Below are 15,181 nucleotides of genomic sequence, written 5' to 3'. Positions count from 1 at the left end.
CCGCTCAGCGTCGGGGCGGCTCCGCCGCCGCAGCGCCCGGAATGACAGACGCCATTCGGACCGGTCGGTACTAGGTATCCCGGGCCCCTGAATTTTAAGGAAGCAGAGGATGGCCGAGCTGACCATCTCGACGGAGGAGATCCGCGGCGCCCTGGAGCGCTACGTCTCTTCCTACTCGTCCGACGTCTCCCGCGAGGAGGTCGGCACCGTCGCCGACACCGGCGACGGCATCGCCCACGTCGAGGGCCTGCCCTCGACCATGACCAACGAACTCCTGGAGTTCGAGGACGGCACGCTCGGCGTGGCGTTGAACCTCGACGTCCGGGAGATCGGTGTCGTCGTTCTCGGTGACTCCGCCAAGCTGGAGGAGGGGCAGCGCGTCAAGCGCACCGAGCGGGTTCTCTCCGTTCCGGTTGGCGACGCCTTCCTCGGCCGCGTGGTCGACGCCCTCGGCAAGCCGATCGACGGGCTCGGTGACATCGCCAACGAGGGCTTCCGCGAGCTGGAGCTGCAGGCTCCGAACGTGATGTCCCGCCAGTCGGTGTTCGAGCCGCTGCAGACCGGCATCAAGGCCATCGACGCGATGACCCCGATCGGTCGGGGCCAGCGGCAGCTGATCATCGGTGACCGTAAGACCGGTAAGACCACCGTCGCCCTGGACGCGATCCTCAACCAGCGGGACAACTGGCGCACCGGCGACCCGAAGAAGCAGGTCCGCTGCATCTACGTCGCCATCGGCCAGAAGGCCTCCACGATCGCCTCGATCAAGGGCCAGCTGGAAGAGGCCGGCGCGATGGAGTACACGACCATCGTGGCCTCCCCGGCGTCCGACCCGGCCGGCTTCAAGTACCTGGCCCCGTACACCGGCTCGTCCATCGGGCAGCACTGGATGTACGGCGGCAAGCACGTCCTGATCGTCTTCGACGACCTGAGCAAGCAGGCCGAGGCGTACCGGGCCGTGTCGCTGCTGCTGCGTCGCCCGCCGGGCCGTGAGGCGTACCCGGGTGACGTCTTCTATCTGCACTCCCGCCTGCTGGAGCGCTGCGCGAAGCTCTCCGACGAGCTGGGTGGCGGCTCGATGACCGGTCTGCCGATCATCGAGACGAAGGCCAACGACATCTCGGCCTTCATCCCGACCAACGTCATCTCGATCACCGACGGCCAGATCTTCCTGGAGACGGACCTGTTCAACCAGGGCGTCCGCCCGGCGATCAACGTCGGCACCTCGGTCTCCCGGGTCGGCGGCGCCGCCCAGGTGAAGCCGATGCGGAAGGTCGCCGGTTCGCTGCGGCTCAACCTCGCCCAGTACCGCGAGCTGGAGGCGTTCGCCGCCTTCGCCTCCGACCTGGACCGGGCCTCGCGTGCCCAGCTCGACCGCGGTGTACGCCTCGTCGAGCTGCTCAAGCAGCCGAACTACTCGCCGTTCCCGGTCGAGCAGGAGGTCGTCTCGGTCTGGGCCGGTGTCGAGGGCAAGCTGGACGACATCCCGGTGAGCGACGTCCGGCGTTTCGAGGCGGAGTTCCTCCAGTACCTGCGGCACAAGCACGAGGGTGTGCTGGCCGGCATCGCCGACAACCAGTGGGGCGACGACATCGTCGGTTCGCTGGACGCGGCGATCGCCGAGTTCAAGCAGGTCTTCCTCAACAAGGACGACGAGCGCAAGGTCAACGACGCGCCGGCCGCTCCGCTCGAGGGTGACGAGAACCGCGAGACGGTGACCCGCTTCCGCGACAGCGCGACCGACCGCCCGGCCGAGAGCTGATCCCGTGGCGGCCCAGGTACGCGTTCTTCGTCAACGGATCCGCTCGGCGAAGTCGATGAAGAAGATCACCAAGGCGATGGAGCTCGTGGCGACGAGCCGGATCGCCAAGGCTCAGGCCAGGGTGCAGGCGTCCCTGCCGTACGCCCAGGCCATCACCGGCGTGCTCACGGCGCTGGCGTCCAACGCGCGGATCGACCACCCGCTGCTCACCCCGCGCGAGCGGGTGCGGCGGGCGGGCGTCCTGTTGGTCACCAGCGACCGTGGCCTGGCCGGCGGTTACAGCTCCAACGCGATCAGGATGGCGGAGTCGCTGATCGCGCGGCTCAAGGCGGACGGCAAGGAGCCGGTGCTCTACGTCATCGGACGTAAGGGCGTCGGGTTCTACCGGTTCCGCAACCGGCCGATCGAGGCGAACTGGACCGGCTTCAGTGAGCAGCCGTCGTTCGAGGACGCCCGTACCGTCGGTGAGACGCTGATCAAGGCGTTCACCGCCGGTGCGGACGACGCCGACGGCGGGGCCGGAGCGGACGGCGTGCTCGGCGTCGACGAGTTGCACATCGTCTACACCGAGTTCCACTCGCTGATGACGCAGAACCCGGTCACCAAGGTGATCGGTCCGATGCAGGTGGAGGACCGGCCGCGCTCCGAGGGGCTGCTGCCGGCGTACGAGTTCGAGCCGGAGGCGGAGGCGCTGCTCGACGCGCTCCTGCCGAGGTACATCAACACGCGGATCTACGCGGCGTTGATCGAGTCGGCGGCGAGTGAGTCGGCGGCACGGCGGCGGGCGATGAAGAGCGCCACCGACAACGCCGAAGAGATGATCGAGAAGTACACGCGCGAGATGAACTCGGCTCGCCAGGCCGGGATCACCCAGGAGATCAGCGAGATCGTCGGCGGCGCCAACGCGCTGGCCGCGTCGGGAAGTGAAGTGTGATGACTGCACCAGTAGAGACCAAGACGGCCACGGGTCGCGTGGTCCGGGTCATCGGCCCGGTCGTCGACGCCGAGTTCCCGCGCGACGCCATGCCGGCCCTGTTCAACGCCCTCAACGTCACCGTGAACCTGTCCGGCGGTGAGAAGACGCTGACCCTGGAGGTCGCCCAGCACCTGGGTGACAACCTGGTCCGTGCCATCTCGATGCAGCCGACCGACGGCCTGGTTCGTGGCGCCGAGGTGCGCGACCGCGGCGAGCCGATCACCGTACCGGTGGGCGACGCGGTCAAGGGCAAGGTGTTCAACGCGATCGGCGAGGTGCTCAACCTCAAAGAGGGCGAGACGTTCGAGGCCGACGACCGGTGGGGCATCCACCGCAAGGCCCCGGCCTTCGCGGACCTGGAGCCGAAGACCGAGATGCTGGAGACCGGCATCAAGGTCATCGACCTGCTCGCCCCGTACGTCAAGGGCGGCAAGATCGGCCTGTTCGGTGGCGCGGGCGTGGGCAAGACGGTGCTCATCCAGGAGATGATCACCCGGGTGGCCCGTAACTTCGGTGGTACCTCGGTGTTCGCCGGCGTGGGTGAGCGCACCCGTGAGGGCAACGACCTCATCGCCGAGATGACCGAGTCCGGCGTCATCGACAAGACCGCGCTGGTCTACGGCCAGATGGACGAGCCGCCGGGCACCCGGCTGCGGGTGGCCCTCTCCGCGCTGACCATGGCGGAGTACTTCCGGGACGTGAAGAAGCAGGAGGTGCTGCTCTTCATCGACAACATCTTCCGTTTCACGCAGGCCGGTTCGGAGGTGTCCACCCTGCTCGGCCGTATGCCGAGCGCCGTGGGTTACCAGCCGACCCTGGCCGACGAGATGGGCGAGCTCCAGGAGCGGATCACCTCCGTCCGGGGCCAGGCCATCACCTCCATGCAGGCGATCTACGTGCCGGCGGACGACTACACCGACCCCGCCCCGGCCACCACGTTCGCCCACCTGGACGCGACCACCAACCTGGAGCGGTCGATCTCCGACAAGGGCATCTACCCGGCCGTGGACCCGCTGGCGTCCTCGTCCCGGATCCTCGCCCCGGAGTTCGTCGGCGCCGAGCACTTCCAGGTGGCCACCGAGGTGAAGCGGATCCTGCAGCGTTACCGCGACCTGCAGGACATCATCGCCATCCTCGGTATCGAGGAGCTCTCCGAGGAAGACAAGATCACCGTGGCTCGGGCCCGGCGGATCGAGCGCTTCCTCTCGCAGAACACCTACGCGGCGGAGCAGTTCACCGGCGTACCGGGCTCGACGGTCCCGATCAAGGAGACCATCGAGGCGTTCCGCAAGATCAGCGAGGGTGAGTACGATCACTTCCCCGAGCAGGCGTTCTTCATGTGCGGCGGTCTTGAGGACCTGGAGCGCAAGGCTGAGGAGCTGATGAAGGGCTGACAAGCCCGATTCGTCCCGCAACCAAAAGACTGCCCCGGCCATGCCGGGGCAGTCTTTTGTTCATCTTCGCGTCCTACCATCGTCGCGGTCCGTTACTCGGGGTCGTCCGTTCCCAAGAACCCGAGATACGTTCTAATTCGCGCGCTCACCCCTGACGAGCGTTGATCTTCGCAACCTTTCGACGACGTGCGCCCGTCTTCCTTCGTGTGGGCGTAACGAACGGAGCTGCTCGTGGGTAAGGCCGGTAAGCGGGGCCGCAAGTCATCCGTCTGGCGCGGCGTGCCAGGCTGGGCCAGGATCTGCACGGTGTTCGGCACCGTGCTGGTCGTGCTCAGCGGCGCGGTGCTGGTCGGCACGGAGGCCCTGATGGCCCGCTACGAGGGTGCGGTCGGCAAGGCGGACCTGTTCGGTGACCAGGCGGCGGGCGCCCAGGCGAAGAAGAGCGACATCAAGGGCCCACTCAACATCCTGCTCGTCGGCATCGACCCGCGTACGCCGACGGCCGCGCCGCTGGCCGACTCGATCATGGTGTTGCACGTGCCGGCGTCGATGGACCGGGCCTACCTCTTCTCCCTGCCGCGCGACCTCTACGTGCCGATCCCGGCGTTCAAGAAGGCCGACTTCCCCGGCGAGACCACGAAGATCAACGCTGCGATGTCGTTCGGCAGCAAGGTGCCGGGGGCCAACCCCGACGCGGCACGTGGCTTCGAGCTGCTGGCCACCACCGTGCAGAACGTGACGGGCATCAAGCGGTTCGACGCTGGCGCCATCATCAACTTCACCGGCTTCCAGAAGATCGTCGACGCGATGGGCGGCGTCGACATGTACATCGAGCGCGACGTCAAGTCCGAGCACAAGCAGCCGGACGGCAAGCCGCGGCCGGGCAAGACGTACGGCGAGGGTTACGTCGGCCCGCAGGCGGTCTACAAGAAGGGCAACCAACACCTCAGCGGGTGGCAGGCGCTGGACTACGTCCGGCAGCGCTACCCGAAGAACGGTGTTCCGGACTCCGACTACGGCCGGCAGCGCCACCAGCAGCAGTTCGTCAAGGCCATGGTGGGCCAGGCGTTCAGCGCCGACGTGGTGGCCAACCCCCTCAAGTTGGACAAGGTGCTCCGCGCCGCCGGCCAGTCGCTGATCTTCAACGGTCGGGGCAGCAGCGTCGTCGACTTCGGGCTCGCCCTGAAGGACATCCGCCCGAACACCATCCAGATGATCAAGCTCGCCGGTGGCGAGCTCAAGAACAGCAGGGGCGTCTACCTCGGTGAGCAGTTCCAGGCGGATGTCCCGGACTTCTTCACCGCCCTGCACAACGAGCAGCTCGATGCCTTCCTGCTGGAGCATCCGGACTTCGTGAACAAGACCAAGTAGTCGCGGCGCGGGTTCTCCCACCCGCGTTGGGAGCGCGTGCGCGTCAGGCTAGACTTTCGGCAATCCGTCGCCGCAGCAAGGAGACAGCGTGGCAAAGCAGCTTCACGTCGAGCTCGTCGCCGTCGAGGAGAAGGTCTGGTCCGGTGACGCCGAAATGGTGGTCGCCCGGACGACCGAAGGCGAGCTCGGTGTCCTGCCGGGACACGCGCCGCTGCTCGGCCAACTCGCCGAGCCCGGTCAGGTCCGCATCAAGCTCGCCGGCGGTGAGCAGGTCTCCTACGAGGTCGCCGGCGGCTTCCTCTCGGTGAGCGCCGACGGCGTCATCGTGCTGGCCGAGAGCGCAACCCCGGTCTCCGCGCAGAGCCGCTGAGCCACACCGGGGATGGACATCGTCGAAGGAATCGGGATCGGCGTTGTCGTCATCCTCGGCGCGCTTCTCACCCTCTTCGTCCGGCGAGCGCTGGTCACCCGTAGCGGTGGCATCATCCGGCTCAGCGTCCGAGTCACCACCATGCTCGACGGCCGTGGCTGGTCGCCCGGCTTCGGCCGGTTCGCCGGTGACGAGCTGCGGTGGTACCGGATGTTCAGCTTCGCGATCCGACCCAAGCGGGTGCTCTCCCGCAAAGGGCTGGCGGTGGAGCGCCGCCGGCTGCCGGAGGGCCAGGAACGGCTCTCCATGCCGGCCGACTGGGTGATCCTCCGCTGTACGAGTCACCACGCACCGGTGGAGATCGCCATGGCGCGGTCGACCGTCACCGGTTTCCTCTCCTGGCTCGAGGCCGCCCCTCCGGGGGCGGTCTCGCCGCGTATGGCCTCCCAGGACTGGCCGGCTGCCTGATCGGCTCCTGGGTGGTTGCGCTTGGGGTTTCCGGGGGAGCCCACCCGGCTCCGGGCGGTCAGGCTTGATCCCTGCGCCGGGCGGGCTCCCCCGGAAACCCGTCGTTGGCGCTGTGCGCCGCTCTGGCGCGCTTCTTGCCTTCTGCCGTTACCGGGTTGGTTGAGTCTCGCCTTCTCGGTGGTCGGTCCCGCCTTCTTCGGTGGCGGTGGCGCGCCTAGATCAACTCGGGCTTCTTGATGCCGGGGTGTTCTGGTGGCTGGGATGGCCCGACATCAAGGAACCCGAGTTGATCTAGGCGCTGGTCAGCCCAGCTCGCCGAGGAGCCAGCCCCAACTACGCGTGGCAGCGGCCAGATCGGGAACCCACACCTCCACGTGGTGCAGCGCGCCCACGGTCAGCGCTTGCCGCCCGGCACCCATAGCACATCTCCCGCCGGATTTGCCGTTCTTGACAGGATAAAGAGCAGATCGGAGAGCCGGTTGAGATACTTTGCCGGGAGAGTGCTGGTCCGTTCCGAATCGTGGCTGACCAGCGCCCATGCCGCGCGTTCGGCACGCCGGGCGGTCGTCCGCGCCACGTGGAGCAGCGCCGCGCCCGGGGTGCCGCCGGGGAGGATGAAGGAGTCGAGCTTGCTCAGGCGTGCGTTGTACTCGTCGCACCAGCCCTCAAGGCGCTCGACGTACGCCTCGGTGACCCGCAGCGGCGGGTACTTCGGCTCCGGCTCGACGGGGGTGGACAGGTCGGCGCCGACGTCGAACAGGTCGTTCTGCACCGACCCCAGCACGCCCCGCAGTTCCTCGTCGAGCCCACCCAGGGCGAGCGCGACGCCGATCGCGGCGTTGCATTCGTCGACATCCGCGTACGCGGCGATCCGTGGATCGGTCTTCGGCACCTGCTCGTTGTTGCTCAGCCTGGTCATGCCGGCATCGCCGGCCTTGGTGTAGATGCGCGTGAGGTGGACGGCCATGACGCACAGCCTACGGATTCCCGACCTGACGATCCCGGCGCGGCCGGACAGCGCGACCAGTTGGCCGGTGGTGGCGGGCCCCGGCGACGCGGGCGACCCGGCGGTCAACGACGTCGACGTCATCCGGGTGTACGGGGACGCCCGGCTCACCGGCACCGTACACGTGGTGGGGGCCAAGAACTCGGCGTTGAAGCTGATGGCCGCCGCGCTGCTCGCCCCGGGCCGCAGCGTGATCACGAACGTCCCGCGGATCACCGACATCGCGATCATGGGCGAGGTGCTGCGTCGGCTGGGCTGCGGCGTCCGGTTCGACGCGGACGACCCGGTCGACCCGATGGTGGCCCGCGGCGGGGTGGCCCGGTCCCGGTCGGTGACCATCGACGTGCCCGAGCAACCGGGCGCCGAGGCGGACTACGACCTGGTCCGGCGGTTGCGCGCGTCGATCTGTGTGCTCGGCCCGCTGCTGGCCCGCCGGGGGTACGTGCGGGTGGCCCATCCTGGTGGCGACGCCATCGGGTCACGCGGGCTGGACATGCACGTCTCCGGGCTGACCCGGATGGGCGCGGAGATCTCCGGTGAGCACGGCTTCGTCATCGCGTCCGCCCCGCACGGGCTGCGCGGCGCGGACATCGTGCTGGACTTCCCCAGCGTGGGAGCGACCGAGAACCTGGTGATGGCGGCGGTGCTGGCCCAGGGCGTCACGATGATCGACAACGCCGCCCGGGAGCCGGAGATCGTCGACATCTGCACGATGCTCAACCAGATGGGGGCGCGGATCTCCGGTGCGGGCACCTCCACGTTGCGGATCACCGGGGTGCCGGGTCTGCACCCGGTGCGGCACGCCACGGTGGGGGACCGGATCGTCGCCGGCACGTGGGCGTTCGGGGCGGCGATGACCCGGGGCGACGTGACGGTGACCGGGCTGGACCCGGCGTACCTGGAGGTCGCGCTGGACAAGGTCGTGGCCGCCGGTGGCCTGGTGGAGACCCGGGGAGACGGCTTCCGCGTACGGATGGACGACCGGCCCCGGGCGGTGGACGTGGTGACGTTGCCGTACCCCGGCTTCGCCACCGACCTGCTGCCGATGGCGATCGGGCTGGCCGCCGTCAGTGACGGCGCCTCCCTGATCACCGAGAACATCTTCGACGGCCGGTTCATGTTCGCCAACGAGATGATGCGGCTCGGCGCGGACATCAAGACCGACGGGCACCACGCGGTGGTCCGTGGGCGAGGTCGGCTCTCCGGTGCCCCGGTCCAGGCGACCGACATCCGCGCCGGCGCGGGGCTGATCATCGCCGGGTTGTGCGCGCAGGGGGTCACCGAGGTTTCCCACGTGCACCACGTCGACCGGGGTTACCCGGACTTCGTGGCCGATCTCCGCGCTCTCGGGGTGGCGGTCGAGCGGGGCACCACCCCGGATGAACCGTCACTGGAGATCTGAGGCCGGCTCCGTGCGTGGGGCCGCACCGCGTCAGGCGGCCCCCAGCGAGGCCCGTACGTGTCGTCGCGCGTCGTGGATGCGGGACTTCAGGGTGCCGATCGGAATGGCGAGGTGGTCGGCGATCTCCTCGTAGGTCAACTGGCACAGATCACGCATCACCAGCGGGGCGACGAGTTCGGGTCGGTGTGCCTCCAGCCGTTCCAGCGCGTCCAGCAGGTCGAGCCGGGAGCCCGCGATCACGCTCGTCGTACGCGGGTCGGCGGCATCAAGGGGAAGCAGTGGCGTGGGCTGCTCGCCGGCCCGGCGCTTGAGGCTCCGGTACGTCTGCCGGGCGCAGTTGGCCGTGACGACGTACAGCCAGGTGGAGAACTTCGACCGCCCCGCGAAGCCGTCTATCTTGCGAGCGACCTGGAGAAGGGCGTCCTGGCACGCCTCTTCGGCGTCCTGCCGGCACGGGAGGAGGCGCAGACACTGCCGCAGGACCTGCGGGCCGATCCTGCTCAGCAGCGCGTCGAGAGCGGCGGCGTCACCCGTGGCGGCGCGGCCGGCGAGCTCCTCGATTCCAAGATCGTCTGACATGCTCAGGCCCCGTTCCCCCACGTCCTGAGGGCCATAATACGGGCGTGTCAGTACCCGACAGGATCGGCCGATATCGCATTCTGCGACGTATCGGTTCCGGAGCGTTCGCCACCGTGTGGCTCGGCGCGGACGACGCCCTGGACGCGTCGGTGGCGATCAAGGTGCTGGCGGACAACTGGTCGTACCACGCCGATCTGCGGGAGCGCTTCGAGCAGGAGGCGCGGATCATGCGGCGGACGGATTCCAGCCTGCTCGTGCGGGTCCTCGACGTCGGTGAGCTGCCGGACGGCCGGCCGTACCTGGTGATGCCGTACGTGGCCGGTGGCACCCTCGCGGATCGGCTCGTCTCGGGGCCGATGCCGGTACGGGAGGCCCTGCTCGTCGCGGCCGACATCGCCAGTGCCGTCACCGTGCTGCACGAGGCTGGTGTGCTGCACCGCGACCTCAAGCCGTCCAATGTGTTGTTCGAGCCGGCCGCGGATCGGGATCGGGTGCTCGTCGCCGACCTCGGCCTGGCCAAGGCGCTCGCGAACGCGTCCGGCTTCACCTTCGCCGCCGGCACACCCGGTTACATGCCTCCCGAGCAGGCCACCCCGGGCGGGGGCCTGGACATCCGCGCCGACGTCTACGCGATCGGCGCGACCCTGTACCACATGCTGACCGGGAACCCTCCCGAGCAGGCCAGTCGCGCGGGCAGGGGTGGGCGGTCGTTGCCCAGGCCGTCCCAGGTACGCCCCGGGGTTCCGTCCGCGGTGGACGACCTGGTGCGCCGCGCGCTGCATCACGACCCTCGGCAACGGTGGGCGTCCGCCGCGGTCCTGCTCGACGAGCTGTGCCGGGTCATCGCCGCGATGGAGCGGGACACGGGCCGCGGCCGGTTGGTGCGGCAGTTGGGACGGGTCGTCGGCGTCGGGGTCGCACTGACCGCGCTGCTGGCGACGGCGGGTTCCAGCGCCGCCCTGCCGGCACGGTCGGGCTGGGTACGCGTCCACGACGTCTCCGGTGCCCTGTCGATCGCGGTGCCGTCGAGCTGGGCCGGCCAGGTGAAGGACGCCGGTTGGGATCCTTCGGTGCTGCGACTTCCCGCGGGTCAGGCGCCGGGCCTCGCGGTCGCTCCGGATCTCGACGTCTGGTCCGATCCCGCGAGTCGGATACCCGGCGTGTTCGTCGGCGTGAGCAAGGCACTGCTCGCCGGCGGCGCGGCACCCGCCCTGCCCAGCCACACCTCCTGCGTCCCGCAGCCCGACCGGACCGTGGACGTGGGCGGTAACCAGGCGCGGATACGGCGGTGGACCTCGTGTGGCGCCGCGGTCTCGTTCAGCGAGGTGGTGCTCACCGTGCCGCAGCGCGGCTACGGCGTCTACCTGCAGATCAAGCAGGTCGGTGACGCCGACCTGACCGACGAGATCCTGGCCGACCTGCGGCTGTCCAGCTCACTGGCGCCCCAGGCCGGCCGGGTCGGGTCGGTTCAGTCGAAGCAGTCCTGGTCCACGTGCTGCAGACTCAGCGCGGTGACCTTGCCGTTCCTCGTTGCGATGCGGTACACGGCCTTGTCGTTGCCGGGGGGCGTCGCGTAGCCAGCGTTGACCCCCTCCCGGTATGCCGGGTAGATCCGAAGCACCTCGGCGCTTGACATGCCGATGCCCAAACCCTCGCGCGTCTTGATGCCGGGCCACACGCTGATGGCGGCGATTCCCACGGTCGGCGAGAGGGTGATGGTCCCCTCCTCGGTCGGGGCGGCGCGCAGGAATGACGTGCCGCAGCCGCCGGTGGCGTCGAAGGGGATCCGCAGCATCCCGGTCGCGGTGGCCTGCTGACGGGTCATTCCGAGCTTCAGTGAGCCGATGCCGTTCGGTCCCAGGACGAGCTGATCGGTGGTGCTCGACGGTCGCACCGACGGCGAATACGACGCAGATGGCGTGGGCGACGCGGGCGGCGTGGGCGACGCGGGCGGCGTGGTGGTCGCCGCGCTGGTCGCGGGGTCCGGTGAGCCGGCCGGCGCGGCGTTGCCGCTCTGGTGTGCCGGTGACGTGCACGCGGCGACGAGCAGGAGGCAGGTGAGGGTTCCGACCAAGGGCGTGGCACGCATGATGAACTCCTGGCTGATGGCCGTTGGGTTGTTGTCGCAGGGTTCGATGCACCCGCAGGGGAGTTTGTTCGCCGAGCGGGGTCATGAATCCGTCACCGGTCCCTACCCCGCCCAAGGTCACCGGAAGCGCCCAACATCCTTCCGGGGTGGAGCGCGCTTAGTCATCGTTCAGGCTCGCCGACTAGGGTGCAGTGAGGCACTCATTCGCAGCGAGGGAGAAGCAGATGGCGGGTCGACTCGCGGTCGTCGGGGCGGGCTTGATGGGCTCCGGCATCGCCCAGGTGGCGGCGCAGGCGGGCTGGCAGGTGACGTTGCGCGACCTGGACGACGCGGCCACCACCCGAGGGCTTGCCGGCATCCGGAAGTCGCTGGAGAAGTTCGCCGAGAAGGGCAAGATCGAGGCGTCCGAGGTCGAGGCGACGCTGGCCCGGATCACCCCGACCACCGAGCTGGAGGCGGCGGCCGACGCGGACATCGTGGTCGAGGCGGTCTTCGAGCGGCTGGAGATCAAGCACGAGGTGTTCCGCGCCCTGGACAAGATCTGCAAGTCGGACGCGGTGCTCGCCACCAACACCTCGGCCATCCCGGTCACCCAGATCGCCGCGGTGACCGAGCGGCCCGAGGCGGTCGTCGGCACCCACTTCTTCTCCCCGGTGCCGATGATGCAGCTCTGCGAGCTGGTACGCGGTTACAAGACCAGCGACGCGACGCTGGACACCGCGCGGGCCTTCGCCGAGGAGATCGGCAAGACGGTGGTGGTGGTCAACCGGGACATCGCCGGCTTCGTCACCACCCGGCTGATCTCCGCCCTGGTCATGGAGGCGGTCAAGCTCGTCGAGTCCGGTGTGGTGTCCGCCGAGGACCTGGACACGGCCTGCCGGCTGGGCTTCGGGCACGCGATGGGACCCCTGGCCACCACCGACCTGACCGGCGTGGACGTGCTGCTGCACGCCTCGAAGAACATCTACACCGACACGGCCGACGAGAAGTTCTTTCCGCCGGAGCTGCTCCAGCGGATGGTCACCGCCGGCGACCTCGGCCGCAAGACCGGCAAGGGCTTCTACACCTACTGAGACGTCCAGCCCCGGGGTCCGTTCGCGGTCTCCGGGGTCAGGTCGGCCGGGGCGGCGCGGCCAGCGCTGCCGCGACGAAGTCGAGGGCGCTGGGTATGACCCGTCCCCAGTAGCGGAAGTCGTGCCGGCCGTCGGCGTACTCCGCGTGGGCCGCCGGCTCCGGCAGGGCTCGCTCCAGCGCCTGCACGTCGTCGAGGAAGTCGTCCTGCCGGCCGCACCACAGACCCAGCGGGGTGCCGCGCAGCCGGTCGACACCGGCGAAGACGTCATCGCCGGGCGCGACGGCGGGGGAGAAGGCCGCCACGGCGCGGAGCAGCCCCGGCCAGGTCTCGGCGAGCAACAGCGAGCCGAAGCCCCCCATCGACCAGCCCCAGGCCGCCAGCCGGGTGGCGTCGAAGCCCCGCTCGGCACACCAGGCCGGCAACTCCTCGCGCACCATCCGTTGCGGGTCGTCCCGACCGGCGGGGCGCCAGGAGAGGCGGTCGCCTGTCGCTCCGGCGAGCACGAACGGCGGCGCGCCCCGGCGTACCGCGTCGGTCAGGAAGCGCCCCAGGCCGAGCCCGGGGAAGTCGCGCGCGGTGGTGGACGCGCCGTGCAGCACCAGGCAGACCGGCAACCCCCGGCCGTCGCCGTGCCCGTCCGGGACGGCCGTGTAGAAGTCGACCGAGCGGCCACGTGCGGCGGACGGCCGGCTGGTCAGCCGCTCGTCACCGGCGGGCGCGTCCGGGGGTGTCGGCCGTGCCGGCGAGGGACGGATCAGGTCGCGGGCGGCCCAGCCGACCCCGACCGCCAGTGCCGTCGCTCCCGCACCCGCAAGCAGGAGACCACGCCGGGTCGGTCGAGCGGTCATCGACAGAGTCTGGCAGGCCCCGGGGCGGTTCGGGACCCCGGAACGGGTCAGCCGTCGCGCTTGGTGGTCCAGCGGAAGGTGGTCAGGCAGAGCACCACACCGATCACGCACCACAGGGTCAGCACCAGCGCGACCCGGCCCAGCTCGAACGAGCCGCCCGGCTCCTGGGCGCCGAAGCTCTCCGGCAGGAAGACCGACCGCAGCCCCTGGCACATCCACTTCAGTGGGAACAGCGCCGCCACCTGCTGCATCCAGGTGGGCAGGTCGGTGAAGACGAAGAACACCCCGGAGATGAACTGGAGCACCAGGGCGACCGGGGTGACCACCGCCGAGCCGCTGCGGGCGGTGCGGGCCAGCGACGAGATGGCGATGCCGCACAGGGTGCACGCGGTCACCCCGAGCACGGCGACCCAGCCGAAGGTGAACCACTTCGCGGCGGTGCCCGGCAGGTCGAGGTCGAACAGCGCCACCGCGACGGCCAGCAGCAGGACCGTCTCGGCGATGCCGATCGCCACCACCATGATCACCTTGCCGGCGAACCAGACCCACTTCGGCATCGGCGTGCCCCGATAGCGCTTGAGCACCCCGCGGTCCCGCTCGATCGGGATCCAGATGCCCAGGTTCTGGAAGCTCACCGTCATCAGGCCGGTCGCGATCATGCCGGTGATGAAGTACTGGGTGAACTTGACCCCGCCACCGATCGTGCCGTCGAAGATCGAGGCGAAGATCAGGATCATGATGATCGGGAAGCCCATGGTGAAGACCACGGACTCCCGGCTGCGCAGGAACTGGGTGATCTCCAGTCGGCCCTGGCGCAGGGCGAGCGCGCCGGCACCCGGCCGACGGCCGCGGGTCGCGGTGACCGGCGTCGCCGGCTTCGTCGTGGTCGTCATCGCGCGTGTCCGATCATGGTGAGGTAGACGTCCTCCAGGGTCGGCCGGGTCACCGTGAGGCCAGGGACCTCGCCGCCGTAGCGCGCGGCCAGGTCGGCCACCAGGGCCGTCGGCGTCGCGCTCTGCGCGCTCTCCGGCGTCCCGTCCGGGGTACGCCAGGAGACCGTCGCGAGGGCCTCCTGTCGGTTGCCCAGTTGGTTCGGGGCGGCCACCTCGACCAGTCGGCCGCCGGCGATCACCCCGACCCGGTCGGCGAGCGCCTCCGCCTCGTCCAGGTAGTGCGTGGTCAGCACGATCGTGGTGCCGGCCGCGGCGAGGTCGCGGATCAGCTCCCAGAACTCGCGGCGGGCCTCCGGGTCGAAGCCGGTGGTCGGCTCGTCGAGGAAGAGCAGCTCGGGACGACCGACGATGCCCAGCGCCACGTCCAGGCGGCGCTTCTGCCCGCCGGAGAGGGTGTGTGTCCGGGCCTTCGCCTTGTCGGCCAGCCCGACCCGCTCGATCACCTTGTCCGGGTCGTCGGCGTCGGGATAGAAGCCGGAGAAGTGCCGAATCACCTCGGCCACGGTCAGCTCGTCGAACTCGCCGGTGCCCTGGAGCACGATGCCGACGCGGGCGCGCCAGTCGGCGTGCTGCTGCGCCGGGTCCGTGCCGAGCACGGAGACCTCGCCGGCATCCCGGCGTCGGTAACCCTCCAGGATCTCCACGGTGGTGGTCTTGCCGGCGCCGTTCGGGCCGAGCAACGCGAACACCTCGCCCCGGCGCACGTCGAGGTCCACGCCCGCCACCGCGACGTTGTCGCCGTACGCCTTGCGCAGCCCGCGGACGGAGATGGCCAGCTCGTCATCCATGCCGTCCAGTGTGCGTCCTGACCCGGCCGGGGTGGTGTCCGGGGTATAGCGGTGCGCACCACTGCGCGCGCTTCGCGCCCAGACGTCCCCGACATGGACC

15 protein-coding genes are annotated in these 15,181 nt (G+C 69.7%); 9 read left to right on the top strand and 6 right to left on the bottom strand.

Annotated features, from left to right (window positions below; genetic code table 11):
• Window positions 1-109: 109 nt before the first annotated feature.
• The 6 genes from atpA to AB0O48_RS01005 all read left to right on the top strand — a co-directional run bounded on the left by atpA (window position 110) and on the right by AB0O48_RS01005 (window position 6,341).
• On the top strand, window positions 110-1,762 hold the full coding sequence (gene atpA, locus AB0O48_RS01030) for a F0F1 ATP synthase subunit alpha (RefSeq protein WP_357246362.1): 1,653 nt from the start codon (window positions 110-112) through the stop codon (window positions 1,760-1,762).
• Window positions 1,763-1,766: 4 nt separating this feature from the next.
• A complete protein-coding gene (locus AB0O48_RS01025) occupies window positions 1,767-2,696 on the top strand; it encodes a F0F1 ATP synthase subunit gamma (RefSeq protein WP_357246359.1) in 930 nt (309 codons plus the stop codon).
• Entirely contained in the window at window positions 2,696-4,132 is a 1,437-nt protein-coding gene (atpD, locus tag AB0O48_RS01020; RefSeq protein WP_365062287.1) for a F0F1 ATP synthase subunit beta, read from the top strand. The genes AB0O48_RS01025 and atpD overlap by 1 nt, the downstream gene beginning before the upstream one ends.
• A 225-nt stretch (window positions 4,133-4,357) precedes the next feature.
• Window positions 4,358-5,503, top strand: coding sequence for an LCP family protein (locus AB0O48_RS01015; protein WP_365063225.1), 1,146 nt, complete (start codon window positions 4,358-4,360; stop codon window positions 5,501-5,503).
• Window positions 5,504-5,591: 88 nt separating this feature from the next.
• On the top strand, window positions 5,592-5,873 hold the full coding sequence (locus AB0O48_RS01010; protein WP_357246353.1) for a F0F1 ATP synthase subunit epsilon: 282 nt from the start codon (window positions 5,592-5,594) through the stop codon (window positions 5,871-5,873).
• A gap of 12 nt (window positions 5,874-5,885) precedes the next feature.
• On the top strand, window positions 5,886-6,341 hold the full coding sequence (locus AB0O48_RS01005; RefSeq protein WP_357246350.1) for a DUF2550 domain-containing protein: 456 nt from the start codon (window positions 5,886-5,888) through the stop codon (window positions 6,339-6,341).
• Between the two features lie 394 nt (window positions 6,342-6,735).
• Here the strand turns inward: AB0O48_RS01005 and AB0O48_RS01000 are convergent, their stop codons facing one another.
• Window positions 6,736-7,308, bottom strand: coding sequence for a cob(I)yrinic acid a,c-diamide adenosyltransferase (locus AB0O48_RS01000; protein ID WP_357246347.1), 573 nt, complete (start codon window positions 7,306-7,308; stop codon window positions 6,736-6,738).
• Here AB0O48_RS01000 and murA point away from each other — a divergent pair.
• The gene (murA, locus tag AB0O48_RS00995; RefSeq protein WP_357246344.1) at window positions 7,307-8,749 is read left to right on the top strand and encodes a UDP-N-acetylglucosamine 1-carboxyvinyltransferase; all 1,443 of its coding nucleotides are present in this window, start codon (window positions 7,307-7,309) and stop codon (window positions 8,747-8,749) included. The two genes, AB0O48_RS01000 and murA, sit on opposite strands and share 2 nt — an antisense overlap.
• A 30-nt stretch (window positions 8,750-8,779) precedes the next feature.
• On the opposite strand, the gene AB0O48_RS00990 is transcribed toward murA, so the two are convergent.
• Window positions 8,780-9,328: an RNA polymerase sigma factor gene (locus tag AB0O48_RS00990; protein WP_357571793.1), complete on the bottom strand. Its 549-nt coding sequence runs from the start codon at window positions 9,326-9,328 to the stop codon at window positions 8,780-8,782.
• Window positions 9,329-9,372: 44 nt separating this feature from the next.
• Between AB0O48_RS00990 and AB0O48_RS00985 the strand changes: the two genes are divergently transcribed.
• Window positions 9,373-10,905, top strand: coding sequence for a serine/threonine-protein kinase (locus AB0O48_RS00985; protein ID WP_365062283.1), 1,533 nt, complete (start codon window positions 9,373-9,375; stop codon window positions 10,903-10,905).
• Here the strand turns inward: AB0O48_RS00985 and AB0O48_RS00980 are convergent.
• Window positions 10,797-11,417, bottom strand: a complete 621-nt coding sequence (locus tag AB0O48_RS00980) for a hypothetical protein (protein WP_357246336.1) — start codon at window positions 11,415-11,417, stop codon at window positions 10,797-10,799. The two genes, AB0O48_RS00985 and AB0O48_RS00980, sit on opposite strands and share 109 nt — an antisense overlap.
• A gap of 224 nt (window positions 11,418-11,641) precedes the next feature.
• Here AB0O48_RS00980 and AB0O48_RS00975 point away from each other — a divergent pair, with 224 nt between their 5' ends.
• The gene (locus AB0O48_RS00975) at window positions 11,642-12,490 is read left to right on the top strand and encodes a 3-hydroxyacyl-CoA dehydrogenase family protein (protein WP_357246334.1); all 849 of its coding nucleotides are present in this window, start codon (window positions 11,642-11,644) and stop codon (window positions 12,488-12,490) included.
• A gap of 37 nt (window positions 12,491-12,527) precedes the next feature.
• Here the strand turns inward: AB0O48_RS00975 and AB0O48_RS00970 are convergent, their stop codons facing one another.
• From AB0O48_RS00970 to AB0O48_RS00960, 3 genes are read right to left on the bottom strand one after another with little or no spacing between them, the layout of a single operon-like run.
• Window positions 12,528-13,340 (bottom strand): alpha/beta hydrolase-fold protein, encoded by an 813-nt coding sequence (locus AB0O48_RS00970; protein WP_357246331.1) that lies wholly within the window; start codon window positions 13,338-13,340, stop codon window positions 12,528-12,530.
• A 47-nt stretch (window positions 13,341-13,387) separates the two neighbouring features.
• Window positions 13,388-14,233 (bottom strand): ABC transporter permease, encoded by an 846-nt coding sequence (locus tag AB0O48_RS00965; RefSeq protein ID WP_357246328.1) that lies wholly within the window; start codon window positions 14,231-14,233, stop codon window positions 13,388-13,390.
• Window positions 14,230-15,081 carry an ABC transporter ATP-binding protein gene (locus AB0O48_RS00960; protein WP_357246325.1) on the bottom strand — a complete coding sequence of 284 codons (852 nt, stop codon included), beginning with the start codon at window positions 15,079-15,081 and terminating at the stop codon, window positions 14,230-14,232. Before AB0O48_RS00960 ends, AB0O48_RS00965 begins: the two co-directional genes overlap by 4 nt.
• Window positions 15,082-15,181: the final 100 nt, after the last annotated feature.

The sequence above is a fragment of the Micromonospora sp. NPDC085948 genome, assembly GCF_040686315.1.
Taxonomy (GTDB): domain Bacteria; phylum Actinomycetota; class Actinomycetes; order Mycobacteriales; family Micromonosporaceae; genus Micromonospora.
The sequence above is the reverse complement of the archived record's forward strand: the minus strand, read 5'-3'. Positions and strand labels throughout refer to the sequence as shown.

Coding starts and splice junctions, on each gene's coding strand:
- AB0O48_RS00960 (WP_357246325.1), bottom strand. CDS start 15,081: ATGGATGACGAGCTGGCCATCTCCGTCCGCGGGCTGCGCAAGGCGTAC.
- AB0O48_RS00965 (WP_357246328.1), bottom strand. CDS start 14,233: ATGACGACCACGACGAAGCCGGCGACGCCGGTCACCGCGACCCGCGGC.
- AB0O48_RS00975 (WP_357246334.1), top strand. CDS start 11,642: ATGGCGGGTCGACTCGCGGTCGTCGGGGCGGGCTTGATGGGCTCCGGC.
- atpA (WP_357246362.1), top strand. CDS start 110: ATGGCCGAGCTGACCATCTCGACGGAGGAGATCCGCGGCGCCCTGGAG.
- murA (WP_357246344.1), top strand. CDS start 7,307: ATGACGCACAGCCTACGGATTCCCGACCTGACGATCCCGGCGCGGCCG.
- AB0O48_RS00990 (WP_357571793.1), bottom strand. CDS start 9,328: ATGTCAGACGATCTTGGAATCGAGGAGCTCGCCGGCCGCGCCGCCACG.
- atpD (WP_365062287.1), top strand. CDS start 2,696: ATGACTGCACCAGTAGAGACCAAGACGGCCACGGGTCGCGTGGTCCGG.
- AB0O48_RS00980 (WP_357246336.1), bottom strand. CDS start 11,417: ATGCGTGCCACGCCCTTGGTCGGAACCCTCACCTGCCTCCTGCTCGTC.
- AB0O48_RS01005 (WP_357246350.1), top strand. CDS start 5,886: ATGGACATCGTCGAAGGAATCGGGATCGGCGTTGTCGTCATCCTCGGC.
- AB0O48_RS01000 (WP_357246347.1), bottom strand. CDS start 7,308: ATGGCCGTCCACCTCACGCGCATCTACACCAAGGCCGGCGATGCCGGC.
- AB0O48_RS00970 (WP_357246331.1), bottom strand. CDS start 13,340: ATGACCGCTCGACCGACCCGGCGTGGTCTCCTGCTTGCGGGTGCGGGA.